Annotated in this window: 10 protein-coding genes; 9 read left to right on the forward strand and 1 reads right to left on the reverse strand. The window is 62.3% G+C overall.

What is annotated here, in order from left to right:
• Positions 1–87: 87 nt before the first annotated feature.
• The 4 genes from prpC (at position 88) to prpD (ending at position 6,913) form a co-directional block, all read left to right on the forward strand.
• Complete coding sequence (prpC, locus tag IF690_RS10125; RefSeq protein ID WP_202699950.1) at positions 88–1,215, forward strand: bifunctional 2-methylcitrate synthase/citrate synthase; 1,128 nt, start codon at positions 88–90, stop codon at positions 1,213–1,215.
• A gap of 185 nt (positions 1,216–1,400) precedes the next feature.
• On the forward strand, positions 1,401–3,995 hold the full coding sequence (gene acnD, locus IF690_RS10130; RefSeq protein ID WP_202699951.1) for a Fe/S-dependent 2-methylisocitrate dehydratase AcnD: 2,595 nt from the start codon (positions 1,401–1,403) through the stop codon (positions 3,993–3,995).
• 60 nt (positions 3,996–4,055) lie between these two features.
• Positions 4,056–5,246: a 2-methylaconitate cis-trans isomerase PrpF gene (gene prpF / locus IF690_RS10135; protein ID WP_202699952.1), complete on the forward strand. Its 1,191-nt coding sequence runs from the start codon at positions 4,056–4,058 to the stop codon at positions 5,244–5,246.
• Between the two features lie 182 nt (positions 5,247–5,428).
• Entirely contained in the window at positions 5,429–6,913 is a 1,485-nt protein-coding gene (prpD, locus tag IF690_RS10140) for a 2-methylcitrate dehydratase (RefSeq protein ID WP_202699953.1), read from the forward strand.
• A 100-nt stretch (positions 6,914–7,013) separates the two neighbouring features.
• Here the strand turns inward: prpD and ppsR are convergent, their stop codons facing one another.
• A complete protein-coding gene (ppsR, locus tag IF690_RS10145; protein ID WP_202699954.1) occupies positions 7,014–7,832 on the reverse strand; it encodes a posphoenolpyruvate synthetase regulatory kinase/phosphorylase PpsR in 819 nt (272 codons plus the stop codon).
• A gap of 173 nt (positions 7,833–8,005) precedes the next feature.
• Between ppsR and ppsA the strand changes: the two genes are divergently transcribed.
• The 5 genes from ppsA (at position 8,006) to IF690_RS10170 (ending at position 13,560) form a co-directional block, all read left to right on the forward strand.
• The gene (gene ppsA / locus IF690_RS10150) at positions 8,006–10,381 is read left to right on the forward strand and encodes a phosphoenolpyruvate synthase (protein ID WP_202699955.1); all 2,376 of its coding nucleotides are present in this window, start codon (positions 8,006–8,008) and stop codon (positions 10,379–10,381) included.
• Between the two features lie 100 nt (positions 10,382–10,481).
• Positions 10,482–11,471: an alpha/beta fold hydrolase gene (locus tag IF690_RS10155; RefSeq protein ID WP_202699956.1), complete on the forward strand. Its 990-nt coding sequence runs from the start codon at positions 10,482–10,484 to the stop codon at positions 11,469–11,471.
• Positions 11,472–11,738: 267 nt separating this feature from the next.
• The gene (gene rraA / locus IF690_RS10160) at positions 11,739–12,230 is read left to right on the forward strand and encodes a ribonuclease E activity regulator RraA (RefSeq protein ID WP_009042919.1); all 492 of its coding nucleotides are present in this window, start codon (positions 11,739–11,741) and stop codon (positions 12,228–12,230) included.
• Positions 12,231–12,255: 25 nt separating this feature from the next.
• Positions 12,256–13,251: a divalent cation transporter CmaX gene (gene cmaX / locus IF690_RS10165; RefSeq protein WP_202699957.1), complete on the forward strand. Its 996-nt coding sequence runs from the start codon at positions 12,256–12,258 to the stop codon at positions 13,249–13,251.
• 63 nt (positions 13,252–13,314) lie between these two features.
• Positions 13,315–13,560, forward strand: a complete 246-nt coding sequence (locus IF690_RS10170; RefSeq protein ID WP_007927518.1) for a hypothetical protein — start codon at positions 13,315–13,317, stop codon at positions 13,558–13,560.
• The last annotated feature ends 2 nt before the right edge of the window (positions 13,561–13,562 follow it).

A 13,562-nucleotide genomic window follows, 5' to 3' on the forward strand; every position in this document is an offset into this window, starting at 1 on the left:
GCGAGCAAGCTCGCTCCTACAGTGTCGGGGTAAATCCCGACCCGTGTAGTTGCCGATTCCCTAACAAATTCAAGATTGGAGAGAGCAATGGCCGAAGCAAAAGTATTGAGTGGCGCTGGCCTGCGTGGCCAGGTGGCCGGACAAACTGCCTTGTCGACCGTGGGCCAGGCCGGTGCCGGGCTGACCTACCGGGGTTACGACGTGCGCGAACTGGCGGCCGACGCGCAGTTCGAGGAAGTGGCCTACCTGCTGCTGTACGGCGAGCTGCCGACCCAGGCGCAACTGGATGCCTACGCTCAGAAACTGAGCAAGCTGCGCGACCTGCCGCAGGCGCTGAAAGAAGTGCTGGAACGCATTCCGGCCGACACCCATCCGATGGATGTGATGCGCACCGGCTGCTCGTTCCTCGGCAATATCGAGCCGGAGCATGACTTCTCCCAGCAGCGTGACGTCACCGACCGCCTGCTGGCCGCGTTCCCGGCGATCATGTGCTACTGGTACCGCTTCAGCCACGACGGCAAGCGCATCGACTGCGTGACCGACGAGCCGTGCATCGGTAGCCACTTCCTGCACCTGCTGCACGACAAGAAGCCGAGCGAGCTGCACGTCAAGGTAATGAACGTGTCGCTGATCCTCTACGCCGAGCACGAGTTCAACGCCTCGACCTTCACCGCCCGGGTTTGTGCCTCGACCCTGTCCGACCTGTACTCCTGCGTCACCGCGGCCATCGGTTCGCTGCGCGGCCCGCTGCACGGTGGCGCCAACGAGGCGGCGATGGAGATGATCGAGCGCTTCGCTTCGCCGGAAGAGGCGATCAAGGGCACCCTCGGCATGCTCGAGCGCAAGGACAAGATCATGGGCTTCGGCCACGCGATCTACAAAGACAATGACCCGCGCAACGAGGTGATCAAGGGCTGGTCGAAAAAACTCGCCGATGAAGTGGGCGACAAGGTGCTGTTCCCGGTTTCCGAAGCTATCGACAAGACCATGTGGGAGCAGAAGAAGCTGTTCCCCAACGCCGACTTCTACCATGCCTCGGCGTACCACTTCATGGGCATCCCGACCAAGCTGTTCACCCCGATCTTCGTCTGCTCGCGCCTGACCGGCTGGGCGGCCCACGTGTTCGAACAGCGCGCCAACAACCGCATCATTCGTCCAAGCGCCGAGTACGTCGGCGTCGAACAGCGCAAGTTCGTGCCAATCGAACGTCGCTGAATGGTGGCTGCCTGAACGCCCTGGATAAATCCAGAGCCCTGCAGGGGCGAGGCTTGCCCGCGAAGACGGACTGACATTCAACATTGGTGTCGACCGTCAAACTGCTATCGCGAGCAAGCTTCGCTCCTACAGGGAACGGTTTCAGCAGCACCGCCTTTTGCAATCACCGTGACCGAGTCCTGACGATGAACACAGAATTTCGTAAACCGTTACCCGGTACCCGACTGGACTACTTCGACACCCGCGCGGCTGTCGAGGCGATCCAGCCCGGCGCCTACGACACCTTGCCGTACACCTCGCGCGTGCTCGCGGAAAACCTGGTGCGTCGTTGCGATCCGGCGACCCTGACCGCTTCCCTGAAACAACTGATCGAGCGCAAGCGCGACCTCGACTTCCCGTGGTTTCCGGCCCGCGTGGTGTGCCACGACATTCTTGGCCAGACCGCCCTGGTGGATTTGGCCGGCCTGCGCGATGCCATCGCCGACCAGGGTGGCGATCCGGCCCAGGTCAACCCTGTGGTGCCGACCCAGTTGATCGTCGACCACTCGCTGGCGGTGGAGTGCGGCGGCTTCGATCCGGATGCGTTCGCCAAGAACCGCGCGGTGGAAGACCGGCGCAACGAAGACCGTTTCCACTTCATCGACTGGACCAGTAAAGCCTTCAAGAACGTCGACGTGATCCCGCCGGGCAACGGCATCATGCACCAGATCAACCTGGAGAAAATGTCCCCGGTGATCCAGGCGCGCGATGGCGTGGCCTTTCCCGATACCTGCGTCGGCACCGACAGCCACACCCCGCACGTGGATGCCCTGGGCGTGATCGCCATCGGCGTCGGCGGCCTGGAAGCCGAAAGCGTGATGCTCGGCCGGGCGTCCTGGATGCGCCTGCCGGAAATCGTCGGCGTCGAGCTGACCGGCAAGCTGCAACCGGGCATCACCGCCACCGACATGGTGCTGGCACTGACCGAGTTCCTGCGCCAGCAGAAGGTGGTGGGCGCCTACCTTGAGTTCTTCGGCGCAGGCGCCGCGGCGCTGACCCTGGGCGACCGCGCGACCATCTCCAACATGGCCCCGGAATACGGCGCCACCGCGGCGATGTTCTACATCGACCAGCAGACCATCGACTACCTCAAGCTCACCGGCCGCGAAGACGAGCAAGTGCAGTTGGTCGAAACCTATGCCAAACAGGCCGGCCTGTGGGCCGACAGCCTGAAAGACGCGCAGTACGAGCGCGGCTTGCAGTTCGACCTGGCCTCGGTGGTGCGCAACATGGCGGGCCCGAGCAACCCCCACGCCCGGGTGGCGACCAGCGACCTGGCGGCCAAGGGCATCGCCGGCCAGTGGGAAGAAGTGCCGGGGCAAATGCCCGATGGCGCGGTGATCATCGCGGCCATCACCAGTTGCACCAACACCAGCAACCCACGCAACGTGATCGCCGCCGGCCTGCTGGCGCGCAACGCCAACAAGCTCGGCCTGACCCGCAAGCCCTGGGTCAAGTCGTCGCTGGCGCCGGGTTCCAAGACGGTGGCCATGTACCTGGACGAAGCCGGCTTGACCAGGGAGCTGGAGCAATTGGGCTTTGGCGTCGTGGCCTTCGCCTGCACCACCTGCAACGGCATGTCCGGCGCGCTGGACCCGGTGATTCAGAAAGAAATCATCGACCGCGACCTGTACGCCACCGCGGTGCTGTCGGGCAACCGCAACTTCGACGGACGCATCCATCCCTATGCCAAGCAGGCCTTCCTCGCGTCGCCGCCGCTGGTGGTGGCTTACGCGATTGCCGGGACCATCCGCTTCGACATCGAGAAGGACGTGTTGGGCCTGGACGCCAACGGCAAGGAAATCCGCCTCAAGGACATCTGGCCGAGCGACGAAGAGATCGACGCGGTGGTCAAGGCTTCGGTGAAGCCCGAACAGTTCCGCAAGGTGTACATCCCGATGTTCGCCCTTCACGAAGACACTGGGCCCAAGGTCGAGCCGCTGTACGACTGGCGTGAAATGAGTACCTATATCCGTCGGCCGCCGTACTGGGAAGGCGCCCTGGCCGGGGCGCGTAGCCTGACCGGCATGCGTCCGCTGGCAGTGCTGCCGGACAACATCACCACCGATCACCTGTCGCCGTCCAACGCCATCATGCCGGACAGCGCGGCTGGCGAGTACCTGGCGAAAATGGGCCTGCCGGAGGAGGACTTCAACTCCTACGCGACCCACCGCGGCGACCATCTGACCGCGCAGCGCGCGACTTTCGCCAACCCGAAACTGTTCAACGAAATGGTCCAGGAAGGCGGCAAGGTCAAGCAGGGTTCGCTGGCGCGGATCGAGCCGGAAGGCCAGGTCACCCGCATGTGGGAAGCCATCGAGACCTACATGCAGCGCAAGCAGCCGCTGATCATCATCGCCGGCGCCGACTACGGCCAGGGTTCGTCCCGCGACTGGGCGGCCAAGGGCGTGCGCCTGGCCGGGGTCGAGGCCATCGCCGCCGAGGGCTTCGAGCGTATCCACCGCACCAACCTGGTGGGCATGGGCGTATTGCCGCTGGAGTTCAAGCCGGGCACCGACCGCAAGACCCTGGGCATCGACGGCACCGAAACCTTCGATGTGGTGGGCGAGCGCAAGCCGCGCGCCACCCTGACCCTGGTGATCCGGCGCAAGAACGGCGAGCGCATCGAGGTGCCAGTGACCTGCCGCCTCGACACCGCCGAAGAGGTGTCGATCTACGAAGCGGGCGGCGTGTTGCAGCGTTTTGCCCAGGACTTCCTCGAATCGGCTGTCGCCAGTTAAGTGACGTACCGGGGGCGGGCCGCAAGGCGCCGCCCTCGGTCTTTATCAGGACCGAAATCCATGGCTTTCGTAGCGCAAATCAAGATTCCCGCCACCTACATGCGTGGCGGCACCAGCAAGGGCGTGTTCTTCCGCCTGCAAGACCTGCCCGAGGCGGCGCAGCTGCCGGGCGCGGCCCGCGACGCGTTGCTGTTGCGGGTGATCGGCAGCCCCGACCCGTACGACAAGCAGATCGACGGCATGGGCGGCGCCACTTCCAGCACCAGCAAGACGGTGATCCTGTCGAAAAGCATCAAGCCCGGTCACGACGTGGATTACCTGTTCGGCCAGGTCTCCATCGACAAGCCTTTTGTCGACTGGAGCGGCAACTGCGGCAACCTGTCGGCGGCGGTCGGTTCCTTCGCCATCAGCAGCGGCCTGGTGGATGCCGAGCGCATCCCGCAGAACGGCGTGGCCGTGGTGCGTATCTGGCAGGCCAATATCGGCAAGAGCATCATCGCCCATGTGCCGATGACCAACGGTGCGGTGCAGGAAACCGGCGATTTCGAACTGGATGGCGTGACCTTCCCGGCGGCCGAAGTGCAGCTGGAGTTCATGGACCCGGCGGCCGAGGAAGAGGGCGCTGGTGGCTCGATGTTCCCCACCGGCAATCTGGTGGACGACCTGGAGGTGCCGGGCGTCGGGACTTTCCAGGCCACTATGATCAATGCCGGGATCCCGACCATCTTCATCAATGCCCGCGACATCGGCTACAGCGGCACCGAGCTGCAGGGCGATATCAACGGCGACCCCAAGGCGCTGGCGATGTTCGAGACCATCCGCGCCCACGGCGCGCTGCGCATGGGGCTGATCCAGCACCTGGACGAAGCGGCCAAGCGCCAACACACGCCCAAGGTCGCCTTTGTCGCCCCACCGGCGGACTACCAGGCGTCCAGCGGCAAGGCGGTGAAGGCCGCAGATATCGATCTGCTGGTGCGCGCGCTGTCCATGGGCAAGCTGCACCACGCGATGATGGGCACCGCCGCGGTGGCTATCGGCACGGCAGCGGCGATCCCCGGCACCCTGGTCAACCTGGCGGCCGGCGGCGGGGAGCGCAGCGCGGTGCGTTTCGGCCATCCGTCGGGAACCTTGCGGGTCGGCGCCGAAGCCGTGCAGGACAGCGGCGAATGGAGCGTGACCAAGGCCATCATGAGCCGCAGCGCGCGGGTCTTGATGGAAGGCTGGGTGCGTGTTCCCGGTGATGCTTTCTAAAAACACCCCACCCTTGTAGGGGCGAGCTTGCTCGCGATAGCGATACCAGGGTCGACATCGATGTCGACAGTCCATCCGTCATCGCGAGCAAGCTCGCTCCTACAATGGGATGAATAAAAAACTCGATCAGCCTGACCTTGAGGATGCAACCCATAGCTAACCCTTGATGGAGTGAACTGCCCATGAGCGCCAACGTTGATCTGAACGAACGCCCCGATTACGACCAGGTCCTGCAGGACATTGCCGACTATGTTCTGACCTACCGGATCGAGTCCCACGAGGCCCTGGATACCGCCCGCAACTGCCTGATGGACACCCTCGGCTGCGGCCTGCTGGCCCTGCGCTTTCCGGAGTGCACCAAGCACTTGGGGCCGATAGTGGAGGGCACGGTCGTGCCGTTTGGCGCGCGGGTGCCGGGCACCCGCTTGCGGCTGGACCCGGTCAAGGCGGCCTGGGATATCGGCTGCATCGTCCGTTGGCTGGATTACAACGACACCTGGCTCGCCGCCGAGTGGGGCCATCCTTCCGACAACCTCGGCGGCATCCTTGCCGTGGCCGATCACCTGTCGCAAAAGCGTGTGGCCAATGGCGAGGCACCGTTGACCATGCGCGCGGTGCTCGAGGCCATGATCATGGCCCATGAGATCCAGGGGGTGATCGCCCTGGAGAACTCCTTCAATCGGGTTGGCCTCGACCATGTGCTGCTGGTGAAAGTCGCCTCGACCGCGGTCACCGCCAAGCTGATGGGGGCCAACCGCGAACAGCTGCTGGCGGCGTTGTCCCATGCCTTTGTCGATGGCCAGGCGCTGCGTACCTACCGCCATGCGCCGAACGCCGGTTCGCGCAAGTCCTGGGCGGCGGGAGATGCCACCAGCCGTGGTGTGCGCCTGGCGGATATCGCCCTGCGCGGCGAGATGGGCATCCCGGGAGTGCTGAGCGCGCCACAGTGGGGTTTCTACGACGTGCTGTTCAGCCACACCAACAAGGACCTGGCGCTCAAACCCGAAGACCAGCGCCGTTTCAGCCTGTCGCAGAAATATGGCAGCTATGTGATGGAAAACGTGCTGTTCAAGATCAGCTTCCCGGCCGAGTTCCACGCGCAGACCGCCTGCGAGGCGGCGGTGACCCTGCACCCGCTGGTACGTAATCGCTTGCACGAGATCGACAGGATCGTCATCACCACCCACGAATCGGCGATCCGCATCATTTCCAAGGTCGGCCCGCTGGCCAACGCCGCCGACCGCGACCACTGCATCCAGTACATGACCGCCGTGCCGCTGGCGTTCGGCAACCTGGTGGCCGAGCACTATGAAGACAGCTTCCATACCGCCCACCCGATCATCGACCAGCTGCGCGAGAAGATGCAGGTCGTCGAGGATCCACGCTACACCCGCGAATACCTGGAGGCCGACAAGCGCTCCATCGCCAATGCGCTACAGGTATTTTTCAAGGATGGTTCGAGCACCGGGCAGGTGGTGGTGGAATACCCGATCGGCCATCGCCGGCGTCGCGCCGAAGGCATTCCGCTGCTGGAAGACAAGTTCAAGGCCAACCTGGCCACCCGCTTCACGGCCCAGCGTTCGGCGCAGATCTTTGCCCTGTGCAAGGACCAGGCGCAGCTGGAGGCCACGGCGGTGCACCGGTTCGTGGATCTGTTGGTGATCTGAGGGCAGGGCGGACCGTTGGTCCGATCGTGACAAGCTCGCCCCTACAAGATTTTGTAGGGGCGAGCTTGCTCGCAATAGCGTTCTATTGGTCAGAAAAGAACTACTTGAAGCGCCGCTCGACACCTTTTTCCACGAGGATCTTCGCCGAGATCTCTTCCACCGAGAAATGGGTGGAATTGATGTGCGGAATGTTCTCGCGGCGGAACAGGTTTTCCACCTCGCGCACTTCGAACTCGCACTGGGCATAGCTCGAATAACGGCTGTTGGGCTTGCGCTCGTTGCGGATGGCGGTGAGCCGGTCGGGGTCGATGGTCAGGCCGAACAGCTTGTGCTGGTGGGCACGCAGGGCAGTCGGCAACTGCAGGCGTTCCATGTCGTCTTCGGTCAGCGGGTAGTTGGCGGCGCGGATGCCGAACTGCATGGCCATGTACAGGCAGGTCGGAGTCTTGCCGCAGCGCGACACGCCGACCAGGATCAGGTCGGCCTTGTCGTAGTAGTGGGTGCGGGCGCCGTCGTCGTTGTCGAGGGCGAAGTTCACCGCCTCGATCCGCTCCATATAGTTGGAGTTGCCGCCAATGGAGTGGGACTTGCCGACCGAGTACGACGAGTGCTCGCTCAACTCCAGTTCCAGGGGGGCGAGGAAGGTCGAGAAGATGTCGATCATGAAACCATTGGACGTCGCGAGGATCTCACGGATCTCCTGATTGACGATGGTGTCGAAGATAATCGGACGAAATCCGTCCTTTTCGGCGGCAATGTTGATTTGTTGTACCATGGCCCGCGCTTTATCTACGCTGTCGATATACGGCCGCGTGATTTTGCTGAAGGTAATGTTTTCGAACTGCGCCAGGAGGCTCTGGCCGAGGGTTTCAGCGGTGATGCCGGTACCGTCGGAGATGAAGAAAGCAGATCGTTTCATTTGCACCTTGGGCCTTAAGCTAGTGACGATTCTTGGATATGATAGGCGCGATTTGCCGGCCTCCAATGGCCCGCATTCTCACTTATTTTCCAGGTCCAGGCCATACAGCTGGCAAGCGCTCCCCGAGCAGCCGGCTTCTGAGCTTTTCCAACACAGTTAGTGGAGAGATCACCTTGGTAGAGTACGTAGTTTCCCTCGATAAGCTCGGCGTCCATGATGTAGAGCATGTGGGGGGCAAGAACGCATCCCTGGGCGAGATGATCAGTAACCTTGCAGGCGCTGGTGTATCGGTCCCTGGAGGCTTTGCCACGACGGCCCAGGCCTATCGTGATTTTCTCGAATTGAGCGGTCTTAACGACCAGATCCACGCCGCGCTCGACGCCCTGGACGTCGATGACGTGAATGCCCTGGCCAAGACCGGCGCCCAGATCCGTCAATGGATCATGGAAGCCGAGTTCCCCGAGCAACTGAATAGCGAAATCCGCGCCGCGTTCGCCAAGCTGTCCGCGGGCAACCCTGACATGGCCGTGGCCGTGCGCTCCTCGGCCACCGCCGAAGACCTGCCGGACGCTTCCTTCGCCGGCCAGCAGGAAACCTTCCTTAATATCCGTGGCGTCGAGAACGTCATTCGCGCCGCCAAGGAAGTCTTCGCTTCCCTGTTCAACGACCGCGCCATTTCCTACCGCGTGCACCAGGGCTTCGACCATAAGCTGGTCGCCCTGTCTGCCGGCGTGCAGCGCATGGTGCGTTCGGAAACCGGTACCGCCGGCGTGATGTTCACCCTCGACACCGAGTCGGGCTTCCGTGACGTGGTGTTCATCACCGGCGCCTACGGCCTGGGTGAAACCGTCGTTCAAGGTGCGGTGAACCCGGACGAGTTCTACGTCCACAAGGGCACCCTGCAAGCCGGTCGCCCGGCCATCCTGCGCCGCAACCTGGGCAGCAAGGCGATCAAGATGATCTACGGCGACGAAGCCAAGGCCGGTCGCTCGGTCAAGACCGTCGACGTCGACAAGGCCGATCGCGCGCGTTTCTGCCTGACCGATGCCGAAGTCAGCGAGCTGGCCAAGCAGGCGATGATCATCGAGAAACACTACAAGTGCCCGATGGACATCGAGTGGGCCAAGGACGGCGACGACGGCAAGCTGTACATCGTCCAGGCCCGTCCGGAAACCGTGAAGAGCCGCACCCAGGCCAACGTCATGGAACGTTACCTGTTGAAGGAAACCGGCACCGTGCTGGTGGAAGGTCGCGCCATCGGCCAGCGCATCGGCGCCGGCAAGGTGCGGATCATCAAGGACGTGTCGGAGATGGACAAGGTCCAGGCCGGCGACGTGCTGGTATCCGACATGACCGACCCGGACTGGGAACCGGTGATGAAGCGCGCCAGCGCCATCGTCACCAACCGTGGCGGCCGTACCTGCCACGCCGCGATCATCGCTCGCGAGCTGGGGATCCCGGCCGTTGTCGGTTGCGGCAACGCCACCGAACTGTTGAAGGACGGCCAGGGCGTGACCGTGTCCTGTGCTGAAGGCGACACCGGTTTCATCTTCGAAGGCGAGCTGGGCTTCGACGTGAAGAAAAACTCCGTCGACGCCATGCCGGAGCTGCCGTTCAAGATCATGATGAACGTCGGCAACCCGGATCGCGCCTTCGACTTCGCCCAGCTGCCGAACGCCGGTGTCGGTCTGGCCCGCCTGGAGTTCATCATCAACCGCATGATCGGCGTGCACCCCAAGGCACTGCTGAACTACGCCGGCCTGCCCCATGAAATCAAGGAAAGCGTCGACAAGCGCATTGCCGGTTACAACGAGCCGGTCGGTTTCTACGTCGACAAGCTGGTCGAGGGCATCAGCACCCTGGCCGCAGCGTTCTGGCCGAAAAAGGTCATCGTGCGCCTGTCGGACTTCAAGTCCAACGAATACGCCAACCTGATCGGCGGCAAGCTCTACGAGCCGGAAGAAGAAAACCCGATGCTGGGCTTCCGCGGTGCTTCGCGTTACATCAGCGAATCCTTCCGTGACTGCTTCGAGCTCGAGTGCCGCGCCCTCAAGCGTGTGCGCAACGACATGGGCCTGACCAACGTCGAGATCATGGTGCCGTTCGTCCGTACCCTGGGCGAAGCCAGCCAGGTGGTGGATCTGCTGGCCGAAAACGGTCTCAAGCGCGGCGAAAACGGCCTGCGCGTGATCATGATGTGCGAGCTGCCTTCCAACGCAATCCTGGCCGAGGAGTTCCTCGAGTTCTTCGACGGTTTCTCCATCGGTTCCAATGACCTGACCCAACTGACCCTGGGCCTGGACCGCGATTCGGGCATCATCGCGCACCTGTTCGACGAGCGTAATCCGGCGGTCAAGAAGCTGCTGGCCAACGCCATCGCCGCCTGCAACAAGGCTGGCAAGTACATCGGTATTTGCGGCCAGGGCCCGTCCGACCATCCGGACCTGGCCAAATGGTTGATGGAACAAGGCATCGAAAGCGTCTCGCTGAACCCGGACTCCGTACTGGAAACCTGGTTCTTCCTGGCCGAGGGGCAGGGTGCGGTCTAAGCGGAATGAAGCACCGGCCAGCCTTCGGGCTGGCCGGTGCTTTGAGATTCAAGTAGGGCGGGCTCCATCTGGAAGCCGCCCTTTTTTGTGCAAGAGCATTATGCAAAGCAGCAGCAACCTATTTCCCGTCGCCTTGATCAGTGCCGAACGTCGAGGCGACCTGAGTGAAGACGTCTACCGCCTGAAGCCTGGCAATAGCCCGGACACCACGGTCGAGTTGGCCGTCACCCGCCTGGGAATGGCAGACGAGCCTGAATCCCGTGGCGTGCCGGTGATCCTGCTGCACGGCAGCTTCTCCAATCGGCGCTTCTGGTATTCACCCAAAGGTATCGGCCTGGGCGCGTATCTGGCGCGCATGGGCTTCGACGTATGGATCCCCGAGATGCGTGGCCACGGCCTGTCGCGACGTAATGCCGACTATCGCAAGAATCGCGTCGCCGATTATGCGCAATACGATCTGCCCGCCATCGGCGCCTTCGTGCGGGAACAAAGCGGCCAGGTTCCGCACTGGATCGGCCATTCCCTGGGTGGCATTACCCTGGCGGCGGCCCTGGGCGGCCAGTACCTGGGGGAGGCGGCAGTGGCGTCGGCGGCGCTGTTCGGTTGTCAGGTCAGCCGTACCTACTGGCCATTGAAAATCCCGGCGGTGGAGTGGGGCGGTCGTTTCATTCTCAAGCGTTTTGCCCAGTTGTCCGGCTCGCGACTCAAGCGCGGTCCCGAGGACGAACCCATTGGCCTGGCCCTGGAAGGCATGCGCTGGTACGGGCTGTTCGGGCGTTTCGGGGATGGGCAGAAGGACTGGTGGGCCGGTTTGTCCGATGTGTCGCTGCCGGTACTGGCGGTGAGCGCGGCTGGGGACCATCAGGATCCGACCTGGGCCTGCCGCAAGTTGTTTGACCAGTTGAGTTCCGAGCACAAACAGTTTGTCTGCCTGGGGCGCGAACAAGGCTTCAGCGGCAATTTCGGCCATGTCGAGATGCTGGTGAGCAAAGCCGCCCAGGTTGAAGTCTGGCCTTTGGTGGCGCGTTGGTTGAAGGATCAGCAGAGCCCGTTGTTGGCATCGAGTGCCAAACTGGCTGCCGCGAGTTGAGTTCGGAAGGCGCTGACAAGAGCATTTCGTTCCGCTGCGCTTGCGGCTAAGATATGACGCATTGCGCGGTTTTGGTCACATTCGGTCGCTGGTTCGGTATCCCGTTCGTGCTCATTGCACCTGCTGAAATTGGCGTATGGTGGTGACTGCATGGGGATCGAGGGCCAAGGCAAGGTGTTAAACATTCGCCGCCAGCGCTCGTCACTCAGCATGAACCCTGCGAATTCCGACACTGCGATGTGTTCTTTCCATTACAGGAGTTTCTCGATGAATCATTACCTCACTCCCGACCTGTGCGACGCCTACCCGGATCTGGTGCAGGTGGTTGAACCGATGTTCAGCAATTTCGGTGGTCGCGACTCCTTCGGCGGCGAAATCGTGACCATCAAATGTTTCGAAGACAACTCGTTGGTGAAGGAACAGGTCGAGCTCAAGGGCCACGGCAAGGTGCTGGTGGTCGACGGTGGTGGCTCCCTGCGCCGCGCGCTGCTGGGCGACATGCTGGCCGAGAAGGCCGCCAAGAACGGTTGGGAAGGGCTGGTGATCTACGGCTGCATCCGTGACGTCGACGTCATCGCGCAAACCGACCTGGGCGTTCAGGCGCTGGCCAGCCACCCGATGAAAACCGACAAGCGCGGCATTGGCGATCTCAACGTGGCGGTGACTTTTGCCGGGGTGACTTTCCGTCCGGGTGAATATGTCTATGCCGACAACAATGGTGTGATCGTTTCGCCAAGCCCGCTGAAAATGCCTGAATAAGCAGTCGACCAAGCAAGGGATGAGGATGTTCGAGGAAGACAACGCGCAATGGGGGCTGGTACATGCCCTGGTGCTGGACGGTAAAGGTGGTGCGCGTGCGATTGCCCGAACTGAACTGGACGACCTGCAGCTGCAAGCCCATGAGAGCCTCTGGCTGCATTGGGATCGCAGCCATCCACAAACCCAGACCTGGCTGCGTAAATCCAGCGGTCTGAGCGAGTTCAGCTGTGACCTCCTGCTTGAAGAAAACACCCGGCCGCGCCTGTTGGCGCTGCCGGATTCCGAGTTCCTGCTGTTTTTACGCGGCATCAACCTCAACCCCGGCGCGGAGCCGGAGGACATGGTTTCGGTACGCATCTTCGGTTCGACCCAGCGAGTGATTTCCCTGCGCCTGCGGCCATTGCGCGCGACCGATGAACTGTTGGTGCAACTGGGCGAAGGCAAGGGGCCGAAAACCGCCTCCGAACTCATCCTTTATATGGCTGAGTATCTGACCCATAAGGTGCAGGATCTGGTCAGCGACCTGTCGGAAGTGGTCGATGCCGAGGAAGAAAAACTGGATGCCGACGAACGGTATACCCCGGAGCACAGCAACATTCTGCAGATCCGTCGACGGGCTGCCGGACTCAAGCGTTTCCTCGCTCCGCAGCGGGATATTTTCGGTCAGCTCAGTCGTATCAGGCTGCCTTGGTTCGCCGATGACGATGGCGATTACTGGAACGAATTGAACAACAGCCTGACCCGCTACCTGGAAGAGCTCGAATTGACCCGAGAGCGCGTGGGGCTTGTGCTGGAGGCCGAAGACCGGCGCCTGAGCGTACGCATGAACCGCATCATGTTTCGCTTCGGAATCATCACCGGGATCTTTCTGCCGATGAGTTTCCTGGCCGGTTTGCTGGGGATCAACGTCGGAGGCATTCCGCTTTCCAACAGCCCCTACGGGTTTCTGGTGGCCTGCCTGTTGATGGCGCTGGTAGCGCTGGGACAGTGGTGGTTATTCCGACGTTTGCGCTGGGTCTGATCATGAGCTATGTGACCCAGGGAATTTTGATCGCGTCTTTCACAGACATATCGAGAGGTGCGTATGCACGATCCGTTTGAACAGTCGTTGCGTGACATGCTCAAGGCCACACCGTCCACCCGGGACGACGATGCGTGCCTGGGCCGCGTACTGAAAACCGCCAACCGGCAGGTGGGGGCGGGCGATCTGTTCAGCCTGCTCGGCCGCTGGTTGCCGGCGCTGATGATTGCTCTGAATAACGGATCGGCCCATATCTCGCCGGTTTCCCGTCGTAAACCTACTGCTCGCACTGCTGATAAGGCTGATTGAAT

The organism is Pseudomonas sp. SK3(2021) (assembly GCF_016772375.1).
Classification (GTDB): domain Bacteria; phylum Pseudomonadota; class Gammaproteobacteria; order Pseudomonadales; family Pseudomonadaceae; genus Aquipseudomonas; species Aquipseudomonas chlororaphis_I.

Excerpts from the sequence above, each read along its gene's own strand:
- prpC (WP_202699950.1), top strand. The coding sequence starts at position 88 with ATGGCCGAAGCAAAAGTATTGAGTGGCGCTGGCCTGCGTGGCCAGGTG.
- rraA (WP_009042919.1), top strand. The coding sequence starts at position 11,739 with ATGAATCATTACCTCACTCCCGACCTGTGCGACGCCTACCCGGATCTG.
- ppsR (WP_202699954.1), bottom strand. The coding sequence starts at position 7,832 with ATGAAACGATCTGCTTTCTTCATCTCCGACGGTACCGGCATCACCGCT.
- cmaX (WP_202699957.1), top strand. The coding sequence starts at position 12,256 with ATGTTCGAGGAAGACAACGCGCAATGGGGGCTGGTACATGCCCTGGTG.
- IF690_RS10155 (WP_202699956.1), top strand. The coding sequence starts at position 10,482 with ATGCAAAGCAGCAGCAACCTATTTCCCGTCGCCTTGATCAGTGCCGAA.
- acnD (WP_202699951.1), top strand. The coding sequence starts at position 1,401 with ATGAACACAGAATTTCGTAAACCGTTACCCGGTACCCGACTGGACTAC.
- prpD (WP_202699953.1), top strand. The coding sequence starts at position 5,429 with ATGAGCGCCAACGTTGATCTGAACGAACGCCCCGATTACGACCAGGTC.
- IF690_RS10170 (WP_007927518.1), top strand. The coding sequence starts at position 13,315 with ATGCACGATCCGTTTGAACAGTCGTTGCGTGACATGCTCAAGGCCACA.
- prpF (WP_202699952.1), top strand. The coding sequence starts at position 4,056 with ATGGCTTTCGTAGCGCAAATCAAGATTCCCGCCACCTACATGCGTGGC.